This window comes from uncultured Tessaracoccus sp. (genome assembly GCF_947255005.1).
GTDB lineage: Bacteria > Actinomycetota > Actinomycetes > Propionibacteriales > Propionibacteriaceae > Arachnia.
Map to the genome: position 1 here is coordinate 13776 of NZ_CAMYFI010000015.1, position 24925 is coordinate 38700.

Sequence of the window (24925 nt, forward strand, 5' to 3'; positions counted from 1 at the left end):
CTTGGCCCTCTCGGCATGGAATGATGAGGGTGGCCGTGCGAGGAGAAGGAGGGGCATGACGACGTCGAACCAGCACTCGATCGTGCCCGGCTACGTACTCGGGCTCGTCATTGGCAAGGGCGGATTCGCGACGGTCTACCGCGCCCGCCAGGAATCCCTCGACCGAGAAGTAGCCATCAAGATCGACCAGCGGGTGGTCGACGACTCCCGCAACGCCCGACGATTCTTCCGCGAGGCCACCGCGGCGTCGCTCATCTCGTCGCACCCGCACGTCGTGAGCCTCATCGACGCGGGCACCACGAACGACAACCGGCCCTACCTCGTCATGGAGCTGTGCGACGGGGGTTCCGTCGCGAAGCTCGTGAAGAAACATGGCCCGTTGCGTCCGGCGGATGTGAATGAGCTTGCCATCGCGATCACCGAGGCGCTCGCCGCCGCCCACGAGCACGGCATCTTGCACCGCGACCTCAAGCCCGCCAACATTATGATCGACTCCTATGGCACCCCGCGCCTGGGTGACTTCGGCCTGGCCGCGCTGCCCAATCCGGGCGAGGAGCTCTCCGTCACCCTCGAAGCGCTCACCCCCGCCTACGCCTCCCCCGAGGCGTTCGAGCGCGCTGTGCCGAGCAAAGCCTCAGACATCTGGAGCCTCGGAGCCACCTTCTACACCGTGTTGACCGGCCGCCCACCGCGCCGCAATCCCGACGGCAGCGCCATGACCGTCGCAGAAATCATCCAACAGCTCGACTCCCCGCTGCCCGCGCCGACGCACATCCCCTATGCCCAGCCGCTGATGCAGGCCATCTGGCACGCCACCAGCCACGACCCCGACTCGCGCCCGAGCGCAGCCGAGCTTCGCGCCCAACTCGTTTCCCTGCGCGGGCGGCTCGGGCCGGGGCGTGACGTGGAGATACACACCGACGTCACCCAGATCGCGCCCGAGCTGCGCACGGACGTCAACTCGACGGCGCACATCGGCACGGCGCCTACTGAGCCGTCTCCGCAGCGCAATCGGTGGGTGTGGCCAATCGTCGCGGCATCGCTTATCGCCGTGCTCCTGGTGCTCACGGGCATCGGGTTTGCGACGAACTGGATCAGGATCGGCGGCGAGGAGGCGCCCGGCGCGCAGGGTAAGCCGCCTGCGGAGATCACCTGGGTGGTGCCTGCCGTCGGAGCCTGTTTCGGGGAGCTTCGCGAGATCGACGGTGGCGTCGTCGCGGAGGAACAGCGCTGTGAAGACCAGCATCATTGGCAGACCTTCGCCACCGGGAAGCTTTCCGCCGACGCACCTTCGCCCGCGCCGGCGAAGGTGCGCGAGAGTTCCGAGTTCAAGAAGGCGTGCACGACGGCTACGCTCGAGGAGTTCACCGACGTGCCTCTGGTGCGCCTCAAGATCGACGTGCTCCCGCCCAGCCCCGAGAAGTTCAAGGCGGGCGAGCGCCGGTTCAGCTGTATCGCCACCTCTGGGCCGCGCGTCGGGTCGCTGGAGTAGCAGCCACCACACAGGGGGGCGTTGAGAAACTGCAAAACTCGCCAACAGCTGCGTCGCTCCTCGCTCAATCACACATGAGGCATGCAGCTGTTGGCGACTTTTGCAGTTGAAAGCTCAGTGCTGCTCAGCCCACCAACCGAGCAGGAGCTTCGTGGCGGCTTCCTCGTCAAGGGGGCTGTGCTCGATGCGGTGGTCGAGGAGGAACTTGTACGCCCGGCCAACCTCCCTGCCCGGCCCGACGCCCAGGATCTCCATGATCTGGTTCCCGTCGAGGTGGGGGCGCAGCGCGTCGAGCTCCTCCTGCGCGGCGAGCTCGTCGATGCGCCACTCGAGCTCTTCGTAGGCGCGGCGCAGCTTCGTGGCTTTGGCCTTGTTGCGCGTCGTGCAGTCGGCGCGGGTGAGGATGTGCAGGTGCTCGAGCTCGTCGCCGGCGTCGCGCACGTAGCGCCGCACGGCCGCATCCGTCCATGCCCCTTCGGCGTAGCCGTGGAAGCGCAGGTGGAGCTCGATCAGCTTGCACACCGACTGCGTCACCGCGCTCGGATAGTTCAGCGCCCGCAGGCGTTTCTTCGCCATCTTCGCGCCGACGATGTCGTGGTGGTGGAAGGTCACCTTGGTGCCCTCGAAGCGTCTGGTGGCGGGCTTGCCGATGTCGTGCAGCAGCGCTGCCAGGCGGTTGATGAGGTCTGGCTCGTGGCCGCGCGCCTTTTCCAGCGCGATTGCCTGATCCACGACGGTGAGCGAGTGCTCGTAGACGTCCTTGTGGCGGTGGTGTTCGTCGCGTTCGAGGCGCAGCGCGGGCAGCTCCGGGAGGAAGTGCTCCGCGACCCCCGTCTCGACGAGCAGGTTCAGCCCGGCACGGGGGCTGTCGGTCATCAGCAGGCCGTTGAGCTCCTGCTGAATGCGCTCGACCGACACAATCTGAATGCGCTCCGCCATGCCCTTCATCGCAGCGACGACGTCGGTGGCGACGTGGAAGTCGAGGCGCGACGCGAACCTTGCCGCCCGCATCATGCGCAGCGGGTCGTCGGAGAAGGAGATCTCGGGCTCCGTGGGCGTGCGGAACCCGGCAGCCACGGCCGGGCCGGAACACGACACTGCCGCACCCGACGAGTCGGATGCGGCAGTGCGCGGGGGTTGCGATCAGACGCCAGTGCTCGGCAGGCCGGGGTTGCCCTTGTCCGGCGTCGGGTCCTCGGTGGGATCCTCGGTCGGGTCCTCGGTGGGATCCTCGGTCGGGTCCTCGGTGGGGCAGTCCACCGGGACGGTGGCGGTGCCGGTCACGACCAGATTGATCTCGAGACGATCCTTGGAGTCGAGCTCGGGAGTGCCCTTGAGGTTGTACATGGCGGACGAGCCGCCGGCCTCGTCGGCGGGCATGTCGCCAAGGTTCCACGTGTGGGTCTTGGCATCCTTCGCGACGGGGGCTTCGGGGGAGATGGTGTGGACCTTGTAGCGATCCGGGGTGGCCGCGCCGGCAGGCGAGACCACGGTGCCCGGGGCGCCCATCTCGAAGTTCTTCGCCGAGACGGTGGCGACCACGTCGGTCAGGGGCACGGTGGTGCCCACGATGACGCGGAAGTTCGCCGAGGTGCCGTCGTACCAGGCGTCGGTATCGATGTTTCTGCCATGGTAGCCGCTCGACCAGCCGTCGATGGCGACGTCGCCATCGTAGGTGATCTCCTTCGGGGGACGCTCCACGTTGCCGGAGCCCGGCTCGAGGAACGACGTGGTGCGCAAGGTGATGTTCACCTGGTCGTAGCAGACCTGGGGCTCATCGCCCGCCGGTGCGGTTTCCTCGGCCATCGCGGGACCCGAGGCGAGGGCCCCGGCCCCGGCCACGAGCAGCGCTGCGACGGACAAGCCAGCGGGAATACGTCTGTGCATTGATTACCTCCTGAGTAGTTCCCTTCACTGACGCACCCCAACACTACATAAGCAAACAGCGCTGTCAGCAATCGGCGGAAACCGATCTTTCAAGCTCAACTTTGACTCGACCACCATTCGAGGAGAAGCTTCGTGGCGGCTTCCTCGTCGAGGGGTCCGTGCTCGATGCGGTGGTCGAGGAGGAACTTGTACGCCTGACCAACCTCCCTGCCCGGTCCGACGCCCAGGATCTCCATAATCTGATTACCGTCGAGGTGGGGGCGCAGCGCGTCGAGCTCCTCCTGCGCGGCGAGCTCGTCGATGCGCCACTCGAGCTCTTCGTAGGCGCGGCGCAGCTTCGTGGCTTTGGCCTTGTTGCGCGTCGTGCAGTCGGCGCGGGTGAGGATGTGCAGGTGCTCGAGCTCGTCGCCGGCGTCGCGCACGTAGCGCCGCACGGCCGCATCCGTCCATGCCCCTTCGGCGTAGCCGTGGAAGCGCAGGTGGAGCTCGATCAGCTTGCACACCGACTGCGTCACCGCGCTCGGATAGTTCAGCGCCCGCAGGCGTTTCTTCGCCATCTTCGCGCCGACGATGTCGTGGTGGTGGAAGGTCACCTTGGTGCCCTCGAAGCGTCTGGTGGCGGGCTTGCCGATGTCGTGCAGCAGCGCTGCCAGGCGGTTGATGAGGTCTGGCTCGTGGCCGCGCGCCTTTTCCAGCGCGATTGCCTGATCCACGACGGTGAGCGAGTGCTCGTAGACGTCCTTGTGGCGGTGGTGTTCGTCGCGTTCGAGGCGCAGCGCGGGCAGCTCTGGGAGGAAGTGCTCCGCGAGCCCCGTCTGGACGAGCAGGTTCAGCCCTGCACGGGGGCTGTCGGTCATGAGGAGGCCGTTGAGCTCCTGTTGGATGCGCTCGACCGACACAATCTGAATGCGCTTCGCCATGCCCTTCATCGCGGCGACGACGTCGGTGGCGACGTGGAATCCGAGCCGCGACGCGAACCGTGCCGCCCGCAGCATCCTAAGTGGATCGTCGGAGAAGGAGATCTCCGGTTTGGTGGGCGTGCGCAGGATGCCGGCGGCGAGGTCTTGTAGCCCGCCATACGGGTCGACGAATTTGCGGGTGGCGATGTCGATGGCCATCGCATTCACGGTGAAATCGCGACGGATAAGGTCGCTGTCGATGGAATCACCGAAGGCGACGATGGGTTTGCGCGTGTGCTCCTCGTACGCGTCGGCACGAAACGTGGTGACCTCGATTTGCCAATCGGCGCCCTCCGCCTTGGCCAGGGCGCCGATGGTGCCGAAGTCTTTCCCGACGTCCCACGTCGTCGGCGTGAAGCGCTTCAACAGTGCGTGGGTGGCGTCGGGCCGGGCGGAGGTGGTGAAGTCGAGGTCGTGGCCGAGGTGCCCCAGCAACGCGTCGCGTACCGAGCCGCCGACGAGGTATAGCTCGTGGCCGGCGTCACGAAATAGGGCGCCCAGTTCGTCGATGATGGGCGCGATGCGTAGCAGGTGCTGCATCGCGTTGGTTTGGGCTTGCGAGAGTGACGGCACAAGATTCGATGCTACCTGAATTGCGTTCGAGAGTGCGTTGAACCCTCGAGCGTGATTGTATTGGAGACGTGCGTATCAAAGAGGGCTTGTCCGCGATGATCGCGGTGGGGACAATCGTCGCGGGGATCTCCCTGGCGACGACGCAAAGCCCTACGCCCGTGGAGGCGCTGCCCAGCGTCCGCACGAGCCCCGAGCCGCTCATCGTGGTGAAGCCCAGCGACCCGCCCTCGGTTGCGGAAACTCCGAGCATGACGAGCACGCCGACGCCCAGTGCCCCACCGCCGGTTGCGCAGACTCCGAGCACGACGAGCGCGCCGAGGCCGAGTGCCCCCATCTTCCCGGTGTACAAGTACCAGGAAGACTGGTTCCTGCCGCGCCCCGAGCGAGGCAGGCCAGCGGGCTCCGACAAGCTCGGATACGTCAACATCCAGGGCAACGGCGCCCTCGCAACGCCGGTGCAAGGGCGCCGCACATCGCCGTTCGGCATGCGCATGCACCCCGTGCTGCACATCTACAAACTGCACACGGGCCTCGACTTCGCCGCGCCGTGCGGCACACCCATCGGTGCGGCAGCCGACGGCGTCGTGTCGTTCGTCGGCTGGGCCGGCGGAAATGGCTACATGGTGAGTATCCGCCATGGCCAGATCAACGGCTACGACGTGGTCACCAACTACGCCCACTTGTCGTCGGCCGGTGTGCGCGTCGGCGACCAGGTGAAGCGACACCAAGGCATCGGCCGCGTGGGCAACACGGGCTACTCGACGGGATGCCACCTCCACTTCGAGGTGAAGGCGAACGGTCATTTCACCGACCCGGCCTCGTGGCTGTCGAAGGATGGGGTCGTGGTGTTCGCCAAGGACATGCCCGACTACCTCACGCCATCGCCTTCTCCGTCGCCCTCGCCGAGCCCTTCACCCTGGCCCTCCCCGAGTGTGCCGGCCTCGCCCTCAGCGCCGGGAGTTCCGACGGCGCCCCCCACTGCCACGAAACCTCCGGCTCCCAAGCCTTCCTCACCGGGGTCGTCGAGCCCGAATCCATCCAAACAGCCCGCCGATCCGAACCCTTCCGGCGCGCCGTCACCGTCGCCGAGCCCATCGCCGTCGCCCTCCCCCTCGACGTCGGAGGATTCACCGTCGGCGGGCGAGAAACCGACGGAGCCCGCACCCTCCGACAGCGAGCAACCTTCGCCCACGCCTACCCGGTAACCGCACCCCGTCGACGGGGTTATGCAGCCGGCTCGGTAAGCGCCACGAGCAGGCGTCCCAGGAACCTCGAGTCGACGTCATCGTCCATGCGGGGCTCGAAAAACACCGCTGACAAGGCGCGCACCACTTGATCGGTGGGCATGCTGAACCGCCGCCCGACGTGCGCGACGGCCTTGGTGAGGAACGTCGCTATCACGGGGTGGGTCTTCGCCTCGTGTTCACGCAGCCGCTGGGCGAGCTCGTCGGAACGAGTTGCCCGGAGATGGATTTCGAGCATGGTGCGACGGAAATCCGCGGTGGGGCCGAGCGCTCGGAAGAACGCGGGGATTGCCTCATTAGCCGCCCAGTCGATGTCCGCGTCGGGCGGGGGCTGGAAGATCGCGTCCAGTTCGTGCAGCGTCTGCTCGGCGTAGCTTTCGAGGATCGCGATGCACAGGTCGTCTTTCGTCTGAAAGTTGGAGTAGAACGCGCCGCGGCTGAAATCGGCACGCTCGCACAGCTGCTCGACGCTCGTCGCGTCGATGCCACGCTCGGCGAACTCTTGGATCGCCGCCTCAATCAGACGGGCTCGCGTGGCCTCGCGTCTGGGCGTCGTTTCTGTCATGGCTTCCTCCGACACACAACGTAGTCCTTTGGATACACGAGTGTATGCTGGGCTTCGATTCAGCACTGTATCCAAATTGGGGTGAACATGTCGGCTGCGCTCTACGCTCTCGGTCGTTGGTGCTACAACCACGGCGTGCGGGTGCTGCTGTTGTGGTTGCTCGTCGCCCTCGTGCTGGGCGGGGTAGGGCTCAGCGTGCGCAGCCAGTTCGACGACGGCTTCGACATCCCCGGTTCGCCGTCGCAGGAAGCGCTCGACCGCCTCCAGATGACGTTCCCGATGGGAGCTGCCCTCTCCGCCACGGCGGTCATCGTCGTGCCGGAAGGGGAGCACGTCGGTGAACTCAAGGACGAGATCGAACCGCTCCTGAAGGAATTCGAGCAGCTGGAGCTCGTCGACTCGGTGCAGTCACCCTGGTTCGAGTATTCGAAAGGCCAGATTTCCGACGACGACCGCGCGGCGCTGGCGACCCTCTTGCTGAGCGTCACGGAGGTGCCCACGCTCGACACCCTCAACCCCATCGTGGAAGCCGCCCACCACATCGAACAGCAGCTCCCCGCGGGCACGAGGGTCACCATGGGCGGGCCCGCGTTCCAGATGGAGCTGCCCGAGATTTCCATCACCGAGGTGCTGGGGGTCGTGCTCTCGTTCATCGTGTTGTGGGTGATGCTCGGCTCGGTGATTACGGCGATCATCCCCATCTTCACCGCGCTGCTCGGCGTCGGCATCGCCATGTGCGTGATGTTCGGCGCGACGAGTGTCATCAGCGTCAACTCCGTCACGCCCATGCTTGCCATCATGCTGGGCGTAGCGGTGGGCATCGACTACGCGCTATTCATCTTCTCCAGGCACCGCGACCAACTCCGCGACGGCATGGACGCCGAGGAATCGATGGCCCGCGCCATCGGTACGGCTGGCACCGCCGTCGTGTTCGCCGGCGTCACGAACGCCATCGCGCTCACCGGGCTCGCGGTCGCCGGGCTGCCGTTCATCACGGTCATGGGCATCTTCGCCTCCATCGCGGTTGCCTTCGCAGTGCTGATCGCGCTCACGCTACTTCCCGCCTTCGGGGGCTTCCTCGGTGAGCGGATGCGACCCAAGCAGTCCCCCCGCAGGCGCGACGATTCCGAGCAGGCGCCAGCTGGGCGGCGCGGCATCTTCCACTGGTGGGTGGGGGTGAGCACGTCGCATCCCATCGCCACCATCGTGGCGGTGGTGACGCTGCTCGGCGCATGCTCGCTGCCGGCGATGAACCTGACGCTGTCGCTGCCGAACGCCGGCCAAAGCCCGGAATCCAGGCAGGCCCGCGTCGCCTACGACGCCATCGCCGAGCACTTCGGCCCCGGCTACAACGCGCCGCTGGTGGTCACCGTCGGCATCATCGGCTCGACGGACCCCCTCGGCCTGCTCGACGAGCTCTCCGACGAGATCGAGGGTGTGGAAGGCGTCGACCAGATTGCGCTCGCCGTGCCGAACCAGAATGCGGACACCGGCATGATCCAGCTCTATCCGACGACCGCCACCGACGATCCAGAGACCGTGCACACCGTCGAACGGCTGCGCGAGCTCACGGACTCGTGGGCGGAGTCCCGAAACCTCGACGCGAACGTCACCGGCTTCACCGCCGTGCAGCTCGACGTGACGACGAAGCTCGGCAACGCCGTCGGGCCGTTCGTCATCATGGTGGTGGGGCTCACGCTGGTGCTGTTGTGCGCGGTGTTCCGCTCGGTGTGGGTGCCGCTGAAAACCGCCGCGGGATTCTTGCTCAGCGTGGGCGCGTCGTTCGGAATCACGCAGCTCGTGTTCAACGAGGGCTGGTTCAAGGCACTCATCAACCTGGAGAAGCCGGCGGCGATCATCTCCTTCCTGCCCATCTTGCTGATCGGCATCCTGTTCGGGCTCGCGATGGACTACGAGATCTTCATCGCCTCGCGCATCCGTGAGGAATACATCCACGGCAAACCGCCCATCGATGCCATTCGCGACGGGTTCGTGGCCTCCGGGCGGGTGGTCACCGCCGCGGCGCTGGTGATGTTCGCGGTGTTCGCGTTTTTCGTGCCGGCGGGCATGATGGCCATCAAACAGATCGCGTTCGCGCTCGCCATCGGCGTGCTCATCGATGCGTTCCTCATCCGCATGACGCTCGTGCCCGCGGTGCTCGCCCTGCTGGGTGAGCACGCCTGGTGGATGCCGAAATGGCTCGACAGGCTGCTACCCGAATTCGACATGGAGGGCGAGGTGCTCACCAAACAGCTCGAACTCGCCGACTGGCCGGGCACCGACGCGCTCGTGCACGCCGAACATATCGAGGTGGAGGGCCTCCTCGCCCCACTATCGATGCAGGTGCGGCCGGGCGAAGTGGTGGGCATCACCGGCACGGTGGGGGCGCGCGCCGCGGCTGCGCTGGCGCTCACTGGGCGGCTCGAAGTGACATCGGGCAGGGGGCGCGTCGTGGGCAGACTGCTGCCTGAAGCGGCGGGCGCGATTCGTCGTCGAACGGGCTACGTCGACCTCACGCACGAACACGATGTTGCGGCACGCCTTGACGGGCTGCGCATCCACGAGGGGAGCGTGTGGTTCATCGACGGCGTGGACACCGTCGGTAAACCCGACGATCAACTCGCACTCCAGCGCCTGGCTGAGCGGGCGCGCAGCAACCGAAGTTTCGCCGTCGTCTGCCTCGCGGGCAGCGTGGCGGCACTCACCGCAGTGACACCCGACGACGTGGTGCGCGTCGTCGAACCCACGCACGAGGGGAGCATGGCATGAGGCCAGAAGGAATCAAGAAGGGCCGGAAAACGAGCTGGGCGGCGCTGGTGGCGCTGTTTCTGGTGCCGCTACTCGTCGTCGGGAGCCTCATCGGGCTGAGCGGCAGAGGCGACGAGCGGAAGGTCACCGCGGGCATCGTCAACCTCGATGAGGGCACCGAAGTAGAGGGCAAGTTCGTGCCCATGGGGCGCCAGTTGAGCGCCGAGATGATGGAGCGGGAAGGCGAGAACATCAACTGGGTTCTCGCCGACGAGCAGAGCGCCGCTGACGGGCTGAAGTCGGGCGAGTATGCCGCCGTCGTGACCATCGCACCCGACTTCTCGAAGCGCGTCATGTCGTTCGCCAAAAACGACCCCGACGCGGCGCAGAAGGCGCGCCTTCAGGTAACCACCTCGCGCAATGCCCCCGCCTGGGATGCCAACCTCGCGCAGGAGATCGCGCGCATCGCCACGCAGTCGCTGAACAAGATGCTCACCTCGCAGTACCTTGACGGGGTCTACGTCGGATTCAACGAAGTCGGTGGGCAATTCGGGCAGATTGTCGACGGCGCCTCGCAGCTGAAGTCTGGCTCGGCGCAGCTCTCCGATGGGTTGAGCCAGGCCGCCGACGGCACCAGCGAGCTGGCGGAGGGCATGAGCCTGCTCGACGACAACGGCGAGCCGCTGCGTGCGGGCGGGAAGCAGATCGCCGACGGGGTGCAGCAGATGTCGGGGCAGTTGCCGCAGCTCGTCGGTGGAGTGGAGCAGCTCGCTGGCGGCGCTAACCAGCTCCTGCCGGGCGTGCAGCAGTACACCGACGGCACGGCTCAGCTCGTCGGCGGCATCGGGCAGCTCGCCGGAGGGCTCGACCAGGTGGTAAGCGGCCTCGAATCTGCCGACATGGATTTCTCGCAGCTGCAGCAGCTCGTCGACGGGTCGGACCAACTCGCCGACGGCGCCACCAGGCTCGCCGACGGCATCGAGCAGGCCGCCGCGCCGCTCGAACAGCTCGATGGGCTCATCACCGACGACATGGTGCAGCAGGCGAAGCAGCTCAAGCAGCAGGTTGCCGGGCTGGGCGGGCGCGTCGTCGATCTCGATCATAAGCTGCAGGGCTACGCCTCGGGCGCCATCGCCCCGCCGAAGGAGGTTAGGGGCGCAGCCGATGCGCTCAAGGCGCAGTTCCGGTGCACGGACGCCGACCCGGATGTCTGCGAGGAGCGGCGGGTCGCCTACGAAGCCGGTGTCGATGCTGCGATGCAGGGCGGCTTCCAGCAGGGCGCCCAGAAAGCGGTGGAGTTCCTGCACTCCACCGAGCCCGAGAGCGGGAAGACGTACCTTGAGCTCGCGCGCCTCGCGGCGGCGCGGGGCGAGGACGGGCTGGGCAAGCTCGTCGACGGTCTGGGCCAGGCGCAGAATATCGGGCCTGGCTTGCAGCAGTTGAAAGACGGCTCCCGGCAGCTGGCCGACGGTAACCGCCAGCTCGCGAACGGCATCCACCAGATGGCCGACGTGATGCCGCGCGAGGTTGAGCAGCAGATGGGGGAGCTCAAGACCGGGCTCGGGAAGCTCCGCGACGGCGCCAAGACCATGCAACGTGAGGCGCAACCGCTGGTGACCAACGGTAAGAAACTGGGGGCCGGCGCGACGAAACTCAACGCTGGGATTCAGCGCCTGGCCTCTGAAATTGGTGCGCTGCCGGGCGGCGTCGAGCAGCTCAGCGGCGGCCTGCTGCAGTACGTCGATGGCGTGTGGAAGTACACCGACGGGGTGTCCCAGGCTGCTTCGGGCACCGGGGAGCTTGCTGATGGCATCACTAAACTCGACGACGGGGCCGCCAAATTCTCCGACGGTGTCGGCACGTTCGCGGACAAGCTCGCCGAGGGCAAGAGCGAGATTCCGAACTACAGCGAGGCTGACCGCACGGCGCTCGGCGACGTCGTCTCGACCCCCATCGATCTCGACCAGTCGTTGATGGCGCGCGGGGGAGTGCCGCTGTCGGCGCTGATCCTCGTCGCCGGGCTGTGGCTGGCCGCGCTGGCCGCGTTCATCGTCGTCAGGCCGGTGCCGAGCGACGTGGTCACCTCGAGCGCCCCGAGCGCGCTGCTGTGGCTGCGCACGATTGGGTTACCGACGGCGCTTCTCGCCGCCGTCGGGCTGGTGCTGGGTGTTGTGGGTGGCCTGTGGTGGTCGATGTCACTCGGGCGCACGATCGGTTTGATGGCGCTGCTGGCGGGGCTGGGCGTCGTGTTCGCGTTCACCCAGCACGCGCTGGCGGGGTGGCTCGGGCACGTCGGCCGGGGTATCGCGCTGGTGCTGCTCGCGGTGACCACCGCGCTCGGGCTGAGTTCGAGCGTGCCCGGTTGGCTCGACCCGGTGGCCGCGCTGTCCCCGCTGCACGGCGGCATGCTGTTGGTGCGCTCTTGGTTGGCGGGAGCCTCGGTGACCACAGCGGTGTTCGCGACGGCGCTCGTCGCCCTCGTACTCGCGGGGATTTCGTTGTTGGCCATCGCCCTGCGACGCCGCCTCACCCCGGCGCAGTTCAAACTCCGCTACGCCTAGCGGCGGTCGAGTAGTGCCGGTCGTCTTCGGTGATTGAGTAGCGGGCGTAGCCCGCGTATCGAAATCCCGAGACGCAGTGAGTCGAAGTCTCGAGACGCAGCGGAACAGGAACTGCATAATTCGCCAACAGTGCGAGCCCTCCACGCTGCGCTGAGCATGCAGCCGATCAGCTGTTGGCGAGTTTTGCAGTTTTTCAGCGATACACCTCACCGGCACCGGGGCGCATCAGCCATCGATGATTGAGCCGCTGCCGGAGGCGGCGTGTCGAAATCATCTCTGGCGTGGTTTCGATACGCGGCTTCGCCGCTACTCAACCACCTGGGGTCCGGCGCGGGCACTCGTCCCCGATGATTGAGCCGCTGTCGGCCCTTCTCGGTGATTGAGTAGCGGGCCGTAGCCCGCGTATCGAAATCCCGAGACGCGGCGCCGGGTCAGACGCCGATGGGCGGGTTGGTGAATCGTGAGTAGTGGCCCTGGAAGAGAGCGTCGATGCGGCCGGTCTCGCCGTTTCGATGTTTGAGCACGTGGAAGAAGGCCTGGCCGCGCTCCTCGTCGGAGGGATTCTGTGTGTACAGCTCGGGGCGGTGCAGCATGATGACGATGTCGGCGTCTTGCTCGAGGGAGCCGGATTCGCGTAGGTCGGACAGCTGCGGCACCCCGTCTTTGCGCTGCTCCGTGTTTCGCGAGAGCTGGGACAGCGCGATGACAGGAATCTCGAGTTCCTTCGCGAGCAGCTTGATCTGCCGCGAAAACTCCGAGACTTCCAGCTGCCGCGACTCCACCTTCTTCCCCGAGGTCATGAGCTGGATGTAGTCGACGACGATGAGCTGGAGGTCGTTGCGCTGCTTGAGGCGACGAGCCTTCGCCCGGATCTCCATCATCGTCAGATTGGGGGAGTCATCGATGAAGAATGGCTTGTCAGTGAGCATGACGCCCTTGTCGGTGACGCGCTGCCAATCGTTTTCATCCATCTTGCTGGAGCCGCGAAGCCGACCGAGGTGCACCGACGCCTCGGCCGACAACACCTTCATCACGATCTCCGTGCGACTCATCTCAAGTGAGAAAAACGCTGTCGTGAGGTTGTTGTGGATGGCGGCAGCACGGCACACGTCGAGCGCAAACGTGGACTTACCGACACCGGGACGCGCAGCGACAATCACCATCTGCCCCGGGTGGAGGCCGTTGGTAAGGCGGTCGAGCTCAACGAAACCCGTCGGAACTCCGGACAGAGAATCACTCGATGACTGGATGTCTTCGAGCTCATCGAACGTGGGCTCCATAAGCTCAGCGAGACTGCGGTAATCCTCAGATGCGCGCCGATCAGTCACCTCATAGAGGGTCTGCTGCGCCTCGTCGACGATGTCATCCACCTCACCCTGGCCGCGGTACCCGAGCTGCGCGATGCGCATGGAGGCCTCAACCAAACGACGCAGAATCGCCTTGTCACGCACAATTTCGGCGTAGTAGATGGCGTTAGCGGCGACTGATACAGAGGCGAGGAGATCATGCAGATACACCGGTCCGCCGATCTTCTGCAGCTCGCCCATCTTGCTGAGCTCGCCAGCGACGGTGACCGTATCCGCAGGCTCACCTCGGCCAAACAGGTTCACGATTGCGTCGAAGATGATTTCGTGGTTGGGACGGTAGAAATCCCCGCCGCGCACCACCTCAACAACATCAGCGATCGCATCCTTGCTCATCAGCATGGCGCCCAACACGCTCTGCTCCGCCTCCAAATCCTGCGGCGGATTCTGGCCGTAGACGTCTTCCGACACCGGTGCCTCCTCATCTCCTTGGCTCAGGGTAGGACACGCTGTGAAATCACGCTGCGAGTTGCTGTGCGCAACGTTGGGGAAAATCTGTGGATAACTTGTGGACAAGTTTGACTCTCACGCCTAACTCTTGTGGAGAGAAGCGTTTCTAGCACGGAAATCCTGTTATGCAATCGTTATATACACGGATTCTGTCGACTTCTCCACACCGCTCGCCCCGCATGCTCGTAGCATTCTGTCAAGTTCCCGGCGTGTCGTCGTAGCGGCGCGGGGTGCGCATCGCCCACTTGCTTCTATATGGCTCTGACAAGGGGATATGCAGTGTTTCCCGCGGCTGAGTAACCCGACGATGCTCCTTGCGGTGGGCCGGGTGTGCCTGGGCTGTTAACTGTTTGCGACCAGGGGTTTTACTGATAACAACGGACTTATCCACATCGACTGTGGATAAGTGGCGAGTAGTGCACGGGTTCTCCACGCTCGACGTTGAAGTTCATACCCTGTGGGGGTATTGTCGAGGTGGAGGACGCGATGACAACACACGGCTATACCGCGCAGAAGGAACGCTACTTGCGGCGGCTGAAGCTGATCGAGGGCCAGACGCGCGGCATCGCGCGCATGGTGGATGAGGATCAGTACTGCATCGACATCCTCACGCAGATCTCCGCAGTCCAGTCGGCACTCCAAGCCGTCGCTCTGGGGTTGCTGGAGGATCACCTCGGCCACTGCGTCGCCCACGCCATTCAGCACGGTGGGCAGGAAGCCGACGAAAAAATTGCAGAAGCCACCGCGGCGATCCGCCGCATGGCGAAATGAGACGCGAAGGAATACCCATGGAAACGAAGTACACCGTCACCGGCATGACCTGCCAGCACTGCGTCAACCACGTCACCGAGGAGGTTCAAGGTATCGACGGCGTGAGCGGCGTCAACGTGCAGCTCGACGGGGGCCAGATGGTCGTCTCCTCCGATGAGCGCATCCCGTTCGACGCCATCCTCGAGGCCGTGCAGGAAGCCGGCGACTACACCGTCGTCGAGGCCTGAGCGGGGCTGTCGCTGGCGTCTCCTCGTCCCGGTGGTTGAGTAGCCGCCGGAGGCGGCGTATCGAAACCCAGCCTCGTATCTCGGGATTTCGATACGCGGGCTACGCCCGCTACTCAATCATCGGGGGCGGGGCGCCCGCTACTCATTCACCGAGAGTCGGGCGCCGGGTCGCTGCTCAATCATCGGGGGCGGGTGCCCGCTACTCAATCACCGAGGGTGGCCGACTACTACTCCATCACCTGGAAAGTGGCCCACTGAAGCAGAAACGAAGGAACTCTTGATTACGCAGCTCGATATCCAAGGCATGACGTGCGCATCGTGCGCTGCCCGGATTGAGAAGAAACTCAACAAGGTCGACGGCGTGCAGGCAGCGGTGAACTACGCGACGGAGCGAGCCACTGTCGAAGCTCCCGACGGGGTCACGCTCGAGCAGCTCGTCGGCGTCGTGGAGAAAGCGGGATACGGCGCGACGGTGCCGCAACCGGATGCACCTGCCCAGGACGAGGCCGACGCGCTGCGCCCCCGCATGCTGCTTGCCATGGCGCTGGCGGTGCCGGTGATCGTCGTATCCATGGTGCCCGCGCTGCAATTCCCGGCCTGGCAATGGGTGGCCATGGTGCTCTCCACCGTCGTCGTGTTCTGGTGTGGACGCGGCTTCCACAAGGCCACCTGGACGAACCTCCGGCACGGCTCCACCACCATGGACACACTCGTCACGGTGGGCACGCTCACGGCGATGGCGTGGTCATACTTCACCATGTTCTTCGGCCACGCCGGGCGCATCGGCACGGTGCACCGCTTCGAATTCACCCTCACGCGCCAGGACGCGATGGGCTTCGTCTACTTCGAAGCGGCGGTGGCGATCATCGCATTCCTACTGTTCGGCAGATTCATCGAAGCGAAGGCGAAACGCGAGTCTGGCAAGGCCATGCGCGCGCTCCTCGAGGTGGGCGCCAAGCGGGCGAGGCGGCTCGTCGACGGGGTGGAACAGGACATCGACGTGCGGCTGTTGCGCGTCGGCGACGAGTTCGTCGTGCGCCCCGGCGAGAAGATCGCCGCCGACGGTGTGGTCACCGATGGGCGTTCCGCCGTCGACCAATCCATCCTGACCGGCGAATCCCTCCCCGACGAAGTTGAGCCGGGCAGTGGGGTGGTCGGGGGAGCGGTGAACACCACCGGGCGTCTCGTCGTGCGTGCCACCGCGGTGGGCGAAGATTCGCAGCTCGCGCACATGGCGCGGCTTGTCGAGCAGGCGCAGTCGGGCAAGGCCAAGGTACAGCGGCTGGCGGACAAGGTCACCGAAATCTTCGTGCCCGCTGTGATCGCCATCGCCGCCGTCACCTTCGTCGCGCACCTTCTCCTCGGGTCCGGGTTCACCGTCGCGCTATCCGCGGGCATCGCGGTGCTCATCATTGCCTGCCCGTGCGCGCTCGGCCTGGCCACGCCGTCGGCGCTCATGGTGGGCACCGGCCGCGGCGCCGAGCTGGGCGTGGTGATCCGTGGCCCGCAGGTGCTGGAGCAGGCGCGAAACGTGCGCACCATCTGTCTCGACAAGACCGGCACGCTGACCACCGGCGCCATGTCGGTGGCGGGCGTAGAGCCGGCCGACGGCGTTTCGCCCGAGCAATTACTGCGCGCGGTGGCCACCGTCGAATCCGCCTCGGAACATCCGATCGCCCGTGCGCTGATGTCGGAGGCGACGGGTGAACTCACCGACTTCGAGAACCTCCCCGGGCGAGGCGTGCGCGGTTTCGTCGACGGTATCGAGACATGGGCGGGAAACGCGGCGCTGCTCGACCAGCTCGGGCTCGCCACCCCTGAGCGCGCGTCCGACACCGTCGGCTCTGAGGTGTGGGTGGCTGAGCGCGAGCGCGTGCTGGGGCGCATCGTCGTCGCGGACACCGTGAAACCCGACGCCGCCGAGGTCGTTGCCGAACTGCGACGACTCGGGCTCACGCCGGTGCTGCTCACCGGTGACAACGACGCCTCGGCGCAGGCGGTGGCGAGCGCCGTCGGCATCGATGAGGTCCGCGCCGGCGTGACACCACAAGACAAGGTGGAGGCCGTCAAGGAGTTCCAGCGCTCCGGGCAACAGGTGGCGATGGTGGGCGACGGTGTGAACGACGCCGCCGCGCTCGCGCAGGCCGACCTCGGCATCGCGATGGGCTCGGGAACCGACGCGGCCATCGCCGCCGGCGACATCACCCTCATGCGCCACGACCTGCGGGCAGCCGTCGACGCGATCCGGCTCTCCCGCGCCACGCTGAGCAAGATCCGTTCCAACCTGGTGTGGGCGTTCGGATACAACACCGCCGCAATTCCGCTGGCCGCGCTCGGTTTCCTCACCCCGATGATCGCGGGGGCGGCCATGGCGTTCAGCTCCGTGTTCGTGGTGTTGAACTCCCTCACACTCAAGTTTTTCCACAGAAGCTGAGCGTTTCTCAGAAAACATTTTGGATTCTCTCAGTGAGGTCGTACCATGTTCTCGTCGCAAACATGAGTATCCGCAACTATTGAGAGTGCACCGAATGCAGAAGAAAATCTTGATCCCCGTGGTCTCCGGAGTCACCGCCCTCGCTCTCGTGGGTGGCGTCGCCGCAGCAACGGCGTTTCGCACCTACGACGTGACACTCACCGTCGACGGCCAGCCCCAGGCTATCGAAGCGAAGGCCGGCACCGTCGCAGAGGTGCTGGAGGCACAGGGGCTCAAGATCGGCGCCCACGACGTCGTGCTGCCCTCGCCGGACACGAAGGTAACCGACGGGCTCTCCGTCGCCGTGAACTATGCTCGCCCCTTCGAAGTGAGCGTCGACGGGAAAACCCGCAAGGTGTGGACCACCGCGCGCTCGGTGGAGGAAGCGCTCGGCTACCTCAACCTCGACGAGAAGGACTCCCTGGTGTCCACGTCGCGTTCCGCGGCCATCGGTCGTGAAGGGTTGAGCGTCGACGTCGTGACGGCGAAGGACGTCAAGCTCATCTCCGATGGCAAGGAGACCCCGGTGCGTCTGGCAGGCACCGTCGAGGACGTGCTCACGAACGCCGGCATCAAGCCTGATAGCGACGACATCGTCAAGCCAGCCCTGGCAACCGCCCTGGCCGACGGCATGACCATCCAGTTCACCGACGTTGAGGTGAAGGCGTCGGCGAAGGACGTGAAGGTGCCGTTCGAGAAGACGACGAAGAAGTCCGACAAGCTCCCGAAGGGTGAAGAGAAGGTCACCACGAAGGGCGTTGATGGGCTGAAGCGCGAGACGTTCCGCGACGTGTATCACGACGGCAAGAAGGTGTCGTCGAAGAAGCATTCGGAGAAGGTGCTGAAGAACGCCGTCGCCGAGGTCACCACCGTCGGCACGAAGGAAGCAGCTGCGCCGAGTGCCGCTCGTAAGGGCGACAACAAGTCCGGTAGCAAGGGCGATAACAAGTCCGGTGGTAAGAGCACCGGTGGCAACAGCAACAACGGCGGTGGCGAGAACCTCACGCCGGCGGTCGGCAACCAGTGCAAGGCGTCGTACTACTGGGATCCGCAGCCCACAGCCAGCGGCGAGCGGTTCAACACCCACGACTTCACTGCGGCGCACAAGTCGCTCCCGTTCGGCACGCGCGTGAAGGTGACGAACAAGGCCAACGGACGTTCCACCGTGGTGCGCATCAACGACCGCGGCCCCTACATCGCAGGCCGCTGCCTCGACCTCTCCACCGCAGCCATGAAGGCCATCGGCGGCGTCAAGTCTGGCGTTGTCACCGTCACGTGGCAGGTCGTTGGCTAACGCCAACCGTCCTCATTCGACGAGCGAACGTCACGATGAAGAAGAGCCACGTCCTGATCCCGGCCGCCACCGCTGCCACCGCGCTGGTGCTCGTCGGGGGCATGGCTGCCGCCTCCTCGGCGCAGCAGCGCGATGTCACCCTGCACGTCGACGGCCAGAGCAAGAAGATCGCGACGAGCGAGGCCACCGTCGGCGATGTGTTGGCAGCCGAAGGCATCACCCTGGGCACCCATGACGCGGTGCTGCCCATGAAGGATGCTCGGGTTACGGACGGGCTCGCCATCGACGTTCGTTACGGGCGTCCACTTACGCTCACCCTTGACGGCGAGAGCCGAACGATCTGGACCACGGCGCGCACGGTGCAGGAGGCGCTGGGCTTCCTGCGCCTCGACGAGCCGGATTCGGCGGTGTCGGTGTCGCGTTCCGCAGCGATTGGGCGCGACGGGTTGAGCGTCGACGTCGTGACGGCGAAGGACGTGACGCTCGTCTCGGGGAGCAAGGAGACTCCGGTGCGGTTCGCCGGCACGGTGGAAGAACTCCTCGCCAGCAAGGGCATCACCCCCGACGGCGACGACATCCTCAGCCACCCTGCGTCAGATCTCCTGACCGACGGGATGCGCGTCGAGTTCACCGACGTTGAGGTGAAGGCGTCGGTGAAGGACGTGAAGGTGCCGTTCGAGAAGACGACGAAGAAGTCCGACGAGTTACCGCTAGGTGAAGAGAAGGTCACCACCAAGGGCGTTGATGGGCTGAAGCGCGAGACGTTCCGCGACGTGTATCACGACGGCAAGAAGGTGTCGTCGAAGAAGCATTCGGAGAAGGTGCTGAAGAACGCCGTCGCCGAGGTCACCACCGTCGGCACCAAGAAACCCGCGGCTGCACCCACCTCTGCGCCAACCCCCGATCCCAAGACGCCTACCGCCACGCCTGACAATCCCCCCGCCACCGCGGGCAAGCGCACCGGCACGAAGTACGACTGGATGCGCGCCGCCGGAATCCCGGAGAATCAGTGGCAGTACGTCGACTACATTGTCTCCAAGGAATCCGGCTGGAACCCGAACGCCAAGAATCCCTCGAGCGGGGCGTGCGGACTCGCGCAGGCCTACCCCTGCTCCAAGCTGGGACCCAACTGGAACGACCCCGTCGTCGCGCTGCGCTGGCAACACAACTACGTCAACAGCCGCTACGGCGGGTACGCCGGCGCGTACGCGTTTTGGAAGCGCAACCGCTGGTACTGAGCGCCTCCAGCCAGCTTGCGCGCTAGATGCCAAGATGGGTGCATGACCTCATCGTTCGACTCCGCCAAAGAGCGCGCCCGCGAGCTGCGGGAAACCATCGAGCAGCACCGCAACGCCTACTACGTGCGCGACGCGCCTAGCGTCTCCGACGCCGACTACGACGCGCTGGTGCATGAACTCGAAGCGCTTGAACGAGAGTTCCCCGAGCTCGTCACCCAGGATTCACCCACGCAGACGGTGGGGGGCGCCGTCGGGCGCGGGTTCCCGCCGCTGAGGCACGCTGAGAAGATGCTGTCGCTCGACAACGTGTTTTCCACCGACGAGCTCACCGCCTGGCTACACAAAGCGGCCCAGAGCACCGGGGGTGAGGCGAGGTGGTTGTGCGAGCTGAAGATCGACGGGTTGGCGCTCAGCCTGCGCTATGAGCACGGTGAACTCGTCAGCGCTGCCACCCGCGGTGATGGCGTAACCGGCGAGGACGTCACCGTGAACGTCCGACGTATTCCCGGCATCCCGAAGCGGCTGTTGGGCACGGGGCACCCGGACATCGTCGAGGTGCGAGGCGAGGTGTACCTGCGCAAGCAGGCCTTCGAGGAGCTGAACCGCGCGCTGGAGGGGCTGCGTGACGAGGTGGTCGAGCAGCTGCGCGGGCGCCCGAACTTCCAGGAGGACAAGGCGCAGGCCTCCGCGCAGCGACGCTTCCCGCCGCTCGCAAATCCGCGTAACGCGGCGGCGGGGTCGCTCCGCCAGTTGCTCGACGAGAAGTCGGGGCTCGAGTTGCGCGCCGGCGAGGAGCGGCTGCGGCGACTCGAGCTCATCGTGCACGGCATCGGAGCGTGGGAACCCGAGGTCGCCTCCCAATCCGAGGTGTACACGCTGCTGAGCGAGTGGGGCCTGCCGACGAGCCCCCACGTGGCCACGGTGAGTGATCCTGCCGAGGTGGTGGCCTACGTCGAGCGTTACGGGGAGCGGCGCAACACGCTGGAACATGAGATCGACGGGGTGGTGGTCAAGGTTGACCAGCTGGCGCTGCGGCGCAGGCTGGGGGCGACGTCGCGTGCCCCGCGTTGGGCGATCGCGTACAAGTACCCGCCCGAGCAGGTGCACACGAAGCTGCTGGACATCAAGGTGGGCGTTGGGCGCACCGGACGCGCCACGCCGTATGCGGTGATGGAGCCGGTCAGGGTGGCGGGCTCTGTCGTGCGCCAGGCGACGCTGCACAACCAAGATGTGGTGCGCGCGAAAGGCGTACTCATCGGGGATACCGTCGTGCTGCGGAAGGCCGGCGACGTGATCCCCGAGGTGCTTGGGCCTGTTGCGGAGCTGCGCGACGGCGACGAGCGCGAGTTCGAGATGCCGAGCGCGTGCCCCGAGTGTGGCGCCGAATTGCGGCCGATGCGGGAGGGCGACGTGGACCTGCGCTGTCCGAATGCCAAGTCGTGCCCGGCGCAGGTGCGCGGGCGCGTCGAGCACATCGGTTCACGAAACGCGCTGGACATCGAGGCGTTGGGGGAGGTGACGGCGGCGGCGCTGACGCAGCCGGCGGTGCCGGAGACGCCGCCGCTGGTGACGGAGGCCGAGCTGTTCCATTTGCAGCTGGAGCAGTTGGTGCCGATCGAGGTGGTGGTGACCGACGCGGAGACCGGCGAACCCAAGCTCGACGCTGAGGGGAACCCGTCGGTGCGGATGCCGTTCCAGAAGAAGGTGAAGGGCGAGGTTCAGCCGAGCGCGCAGGCGGAGAAACTGCTTGCCGAGTTGGAGAAGGCCAAGACGAAGGAGCTGTGGCGCCAGCTGGTGAGCCTCAACATTCGCCACGTTGGGCCGGTGGCGGCGCGTGCGCTGGCCAGCTGGTTTGGTTCGCTCGAGGCCATCGAGCAGGCGTCGGCCGAGGAGCTCGCCCAGGTGGAAGGCGTCGGCCCGACGATCGCGGCGTCGCTCGTCGACTGGCTCGCCGTCGATTGGCACCAAGACATCATCCGACGGTGGCGCGACGCCGGCGTGCGGTTCGCGACGCCCGGCCACCCCGGGCCCGGCGCAGCGATGGCGAACGATGGAGTGCTCGCTGGGCTGACCGTCGTCGCGACGGGAACGCTCGAGGGCTACACCCGCGAGGGGGCGAAGGAAGCCATCATCGCCGCAGGCGGCAAGGCGGCGGGCTCGGTGTCGAAGAAGACTGACTACGTGGCAGCTGGTCCCGGTGCCGGCTCGAAACTCGCGAAGGCGGAGGAACTTGGAATTCCCGTCCTCGACGCAGCGCAGTTCAAGGTGCTCGTAGAGCAGGGGCCTGACGCGCTCGAAGGCTGACGCCTGAGACAGGCCAAGATAGATCAAGTTCGTGGCGGGTAGTCGAGCCACGAACTTGATCTATGTTCAGTGCCTCGTTGACGTTGGTGCTCGGCCGGATGCGACCTCGGCGTAGAGCCGCAGCATCTCTTCGGCTTGTGACTGGACGCTCCACTGGCTGGCGAGCTCGACGGAGCGGCGCGCCGCCTGCGCTTTCCAGGCGGGATCGTCGAGGTTGCGGATCACCCGCAAGATGGCGGCAGCGAACGAGGCCGGCGTCGGGCGGGCAAGCTCGCCGTTGACGCCGGGCTCGAGTACCAATTGCAGCTCGTGATCGACGGCGACGAGCGGAAGACCGGCTAGCGCGGCCTCGTGCAGCACGAGCGCCTGGGTGTCGGTCTGGCTGGGGAACGCGAACACGTCGGCCATGCCGTAGAACGCGCCGAGCGCATCACGTGGCTGCTCGCCCGGGAGTACGCAGTGGCCGCGGTCGCGCGCGGCGGCGAGCGCCTTCTTGATCTTCGGGTAGCGCTGCCAGTCGCCCACCACCATGAGTTGCGCGTCGGGGCGTTGCGCCGCGACGAGTTCGAACGCGTCGATCAGCAAGGGCAGCCCCTTCTCTGGAGCGATCCGCCCCGCGTAGAGCACGAGGGGCCCGTCGCCTCGAGCGACGGGTGGCGGGCCTGGCGGTAGCGGGTCAACGCCGTTCGGCACGCAGATCACCTTCGCCGTCGGGGCAATTTGCAGGCAGCGGTTGAGGGTTTTCGGCGACGGAGTGGTGACGAGGTCTGCCGATTCCAGCATCTTGGCGCACAGCCCGAGCAGGGACGCCGTAGACTTGCCCCGATCCTCGTAGCGGATTTCGGCGGCCTTGATGGTTTTACCGTCGATGATGCCGCCGTGCGAGATCTTCGCGAACGACTTCAATACCACTGTGAGCAGGGGGAGTACCGACGAGTAGTGGTCGGCGTAGGCGTCGAAATCGGTGTGCCAGGTGAGCATCATGGGGATATTCAGCTGCTTGGCGGCCCACAGGCCGAGCGCACCGACGGTGCCGAAACCGTGCACGTGCAGCACGTCGGGTTGGAGCTCTCCGAGACGCTTGATGGTGCGCTCGAAGTGCCGGCCGTTGGCGACGCGGGTGGGCATCCGTGGCACTCGCACGCTGGGGAGGCGGATCTCGGTGCGGCCTGGGCGCCCAGCGTGTGGGTTGACACCCTTCGCGGCGGGGGCGACGACGATCACCTCGTGCCCAGCGTCGAGGAGGTTGCCCTCCAGTTGCTGCACAGCAACCATGAGCCCATTCGATCCGGGGCCGTAATTGTCAGTGATCTGCGCCACTTTGAGTCGTCGGTCCACCCTCACAGCCTATCGCCCGCCGTGGCCACGGGAGCCACCGACGTGATCCCGCGCGGTTCGGGGGCGTCAGCCAGCCACATCGATTCTGCGGCGACGAAGCTGGCGCGTCCACTGCCGCACGACGTGCGTCGAGTAGGGCAGCGTCCCCGCGCTCACGCTGGCAATACACGACTGCGTGGCGCGCAGCGCTTCGTCGATGGCTCTGCTCGCTGCACGCTCTGGGAGCCCCACCTCATCAGCAAGGCGTAGGAACGTGCGTCGCGTGAGATTCTCCCGTGCGCCCGCTACGGTGAGTGCCGAAGTCCGATCGCCATAGGGGAGCGTCGACGGGATGTCGTAGATGGGCGCGACGCGCCACTCGCCGTCGTGGGTTTGCAGCACGGACACGTTCTTCGCGTGAAGATCGCCATTGCCGGTGAGCCACGCGAACACGAACTGCTGAAAGACGGCCTGCATCGCGACGAGACGAGCGGGGCACACCTCTGCGACGACGTTGATGACCTCGGCGGCGGTCATGCGGTACTTGTCGGCGGGGTACCGGTCTGCCAATTGGCAGGCGTCCTCGACGGCCCGTGGCTCAGGTACGCGGTCGAACCGCCGGACGACGAGGCCTGTCTCGCCGTTGACGTCGGTGATCAGCTCGCTGTGCGCGACGGGCTGCCGCAGGCCGCGGGCAAGCTTCAGAAAGAAGTGCTCGTTGACCGTAGCCAGCGGATACTCAGGAGGATCGAGCTTGATGATCGCATCCGTGCCACCAAGCTTCACGGGAAGCGACATCATGGCACCCGATGCCTTGTCTTGGGTGCCGGCGAGGCCCGTGCGCTCCACGAGGCCGGTGCGTTCCCTCAGCTTAGCGAAGTTGATTTCGTCGCCGCTGATGAGTGCAGGGACGGGCGTGGGGTCGGTGCCGTCCGGTAGCACGGTGACGTCACCCGCGGTGTTGCCGCCGACCGCCAGCAGCAGGGAAAATTCGTCGTCAACACTGGTTTTTACACTCTGGCGCAGTGCCGTGAGCCGGCGGCCCTCGGGCAGTAGCCCCGTGAAGAAAGCTGGAAGCTGCCCTGGCTGCGTAACAACGGGTGGCGCGTCCACAGGGAGTGTCGTTGCGACGGGCGGCCCCGCGTACCCGTCGACATACGCGAAGGTCACACCGTCGCACCCACGAGTGAGGGTTGCCGCGATGTGCCCGGCTTTGCGCACGATCGCGCGCTCGACTTCGGTGAGGTTCATCGTCGGACCTCTGCGCGAAGCTCGAGCCCGAGTGCGTCCAGGACCGCGACGACGTGGTTCAGTTGCACCGTCGGCTTGCCGTGTTCGAGCGCGCGGACGAAGCGCTCTGAGGTGCCGGCGAGGTCGGCGAGCTGCTGCTGCGTGAGGCGCAGATCTTTTCTGCGCTCGCGCACGGTGGCGCCCAAATCCATGCGTGCTCCTATCGGT

General features: G+C 66.0%; 17 protein-coding genes and 1 pseudogene. 10 read left to right on the top strand and 8 right to left on the bottom strand.

The genetic code is table 11. The features are described from left to right. Nucleotides 1–55 precede the first annotated feature (55 nt). Nucleotides 56–1492, top strand: coding sequence for a serine/threonine-protein kinase (locus Q0X61_RS05105; protein ID WP_297741002.1), 1437 nt, complete (start codon nt 56–58; stop codon nt 1490–1492). A gap of 114 nt (nt 1493–1606) precedes the next feature. Here the strand turns inward: Q0X61_RS05105 and Q0X61_RS05110 are convergent. The 3 genes and pseudogenes from Q0X61_RS05110 to Q0X61_RS05120 form a co-directional block, all read right to left on the bottom strand. Next, a pseudogene (locus Q0X61_RS05110) lies at nt 1607–2554 on the bottom strand (CCA tRNA nucleotidyltransferase); the annotation flags it as partial. 81 nt (nt 2555–2635) lie between these two features. After that, complete coding sequence (locus Q0X61_RS05115) at nt 2636–3379, bottom strand: hypothetical protein (protein ID WP_297741004.1); 744 nt, start codon at nt 3377–3379, stop codon at nt 2636–2638. 95 nt (nt 3380–3474) lie between these two features. After that, nucleotides 3475–4878 carry a CCA tRNA nucleotidyltransferase gene (locus Q0X61_RS05120; protein WP_297741046.1) on the bottom strand — a complete coding sequence of 468 codons (1404 nt, stop codon included), beginning with the start codon at nt 4876–4878 and terminating at the stop codon, nt 3475–3477. Nucleotides 4879–4979: 101 nt separating this feature from the next. Between Q0X61_RS05120 and Q0X61_RS05125 the strand changes: the two genes are divergently transcribed. Next, on the top strand, nt 4980–6116 hold the full coding sequence (locus tag Q0X61_RS05125; RefSeq protein ID WP_297741006.1) for a M23 family metallopeptidase: 1137 nt from the start codon (nt 4980–4982) through the stop codon (nt 6114–6116). A 19-nt stretch (nt 6117–6135) separates the two neighbouring features. On the opposite strand, the gene Q0X61_RS05130 is transcribed toward Q0X61_RS05125, so the two are convergent. Further along, nucleotides 6136–6720, bottom strand: a complete 585-nt coding sequence (locus Q0X61_RS05130; protein WP_297741008.1) for a TetR/AcrR family transcriptional regulator — start codon at nt 6718–6720, stop codon at nt 6136–6138. Nucleotides 6721–6807: 87 nt separating this feature from the next. Between Q0X61_RS05130 and Q0X61_RS05135 the strand changes: the two genes are divergently transcribed. Further along, nucleotides 6808–9489, top strand: coding sequence for an efflux RND transporter permease subunit (locus Q0X61_RS05135; protein WP_297741010.1), 2682 nt, complete (start codon nt 6808–6810; stop codon nt 9487–9489). Continuing rightward, entirely contained in the window at nt 9486–12029 is a 2544-nt protein-coding gene (locus tag Q0X61_RS05140) for a hypothetical protein (RefSeq protein WP_297741012.1), read from the top strand. Before Q0X61_RS05135 ends, Q0X61_RS05140 begins: the two co-directional genes overlap by 4 nt. 431 nt (nt 12030–12460) lie before the next feature. On the opposite strand, the gene dnaB is transcribed toward Q0X61_RS05140, so the two are convergent. After that, entirely contained in the window at nt 12461–13804 is a 1344-nt protein-coding gene (gene dnaB, locus Q0X61_RS05145) for a replicative DNA helicase (protein WP_297741014.1), read from the bottom strand. A 525-nt stretch (nt 13805–14329) separates the two neighbouring features. Here dnaB and Q0X61_RS05150 point away from each other — a divergent pair. The 6 genes from Q0X61_RS05150 to ligA all read left to right on the top strand — a co-directional run bounded on the left by Q0X61_RS05150 (nt 14330) and on the right by ligA (nt 22150). Further along, nucleotides 14330–14614: a metal-sensitive transcriptional regulator gene (locus Q0X61_RS05150; RefSeq protein WP_297741016.1), complete on the top strand. Its 285-nt coding sequence runs from the start codon at nt 14330–14332 to the stop codon at nt 14612–14614. A 17-nt stretch (nt 14615–14631) separates the two neighbouring features. Beyond that, nucleotides 14632–14841: a heavy-metal-associated domain-containing protein gene (locus Q0X61_RS05155; RefSeq protein ID WP_297741018.1), complete on the top strand. Its 210-nt coding sequence runs from the start codon at nt 14632–14634 to the stop codon at nt 14839–14841. A gap of 277 nt (nt 14842–15118) precedes the next feature. Then, a complete protein-coding gene (locus Q0X61_RS05160) occupies nt 15119–17275 on the top strand; it encodes a cation-translocating P-type ATPase (RefSeq protein WP_297741020.1) in 2157 nt (718 codons plus the stop codon). Between the two features lie 94 nt (nt 17276–17369). Further along, on the top strand, nt 17370–18608 hold the full coding sequence (locus tag Q0X61_RS05165; protein WP_297741022.1) for a septal ring lytic transglycosylase RlpA family protein: 1239 nt from the start codon (nt 17370–17372) through the stop codon (nt 18606–18608). A 35-nt stretch (nt 18609–18643) separates the two neighbouring features. Then, nucleotides 18644–19846, top strand: a complete 1203-nt coding sequence (locus Q0X61_RS05170; RefSeq protein ID WP_297741024.1) for a ubiquitin-like domain-containing protein — start codon at nt 18644–18646, stop codon at nt 19844–19846. A gap of 42 nt (nt 19847–19888) precedes the next feature. After that, nucleotides 19889–22150, top strand: coding sequence for an NAD-dependent DNA ligase LigA (ligA, locus tag Q0X61_RS05175; RefSeq protein WP_297741026.1), 2262 nt, complete (start codon nt 19889–19891; stop codon nt 22148–22150). Nucleotides 22151–22216: 66 nt separating this feature from the next. Here ligA and Q0X61_RS05180 read toward each other — a convergent pair whose 3' ends face one another. The 3 genes from Q0X61_RS05180 to Q0X61_RS05190 all read right to left on the bottom strand — a co-directional run bounded on the left by Q0X61_RS05180 (nt 22217) and on the right by Q0X61_RS05190 (nt 24909). After that, nucleotides 22217–23488 (bottom strand): glycosyltransferase, encoded by a 1272-nt coding sequence (locus Q0X61_RS05180; protein WP_297741028.1) that lies wholly within the window; start codon nt 23486–23488, stop codon nt 22217–22219. Nucleotides 23489–23554: 66 nt separating this feature from the next. Then, nucleotides 23555–24718, bottom strand: a complete 1164-nt coding sequence (locus Q0X61_RS05185) for a type II toxin-antitoxin system HipA family toxin (RefSeq protein WP_297741030.1) — start codon at nt 24716–24718, stop codon at nt 23555–23557. Next, nucleotides 24715–24909, bottom strand: a complete 195-nt coding sequence (locus tag Q0X61_RS05190) for a helix-turn-helix transcriptional regulator (RefSeq protein ID WP_108872377.1) — start codon at nt 24907–24909, stop codon at nt 24715–24717. Before Q0X61_RS05190 ends, Q0X61_RS05185 begins: the two co-directional genes overlap by 4 nt. Nucleotides 24910–24925: the final 16 nt, after the last annotated feature.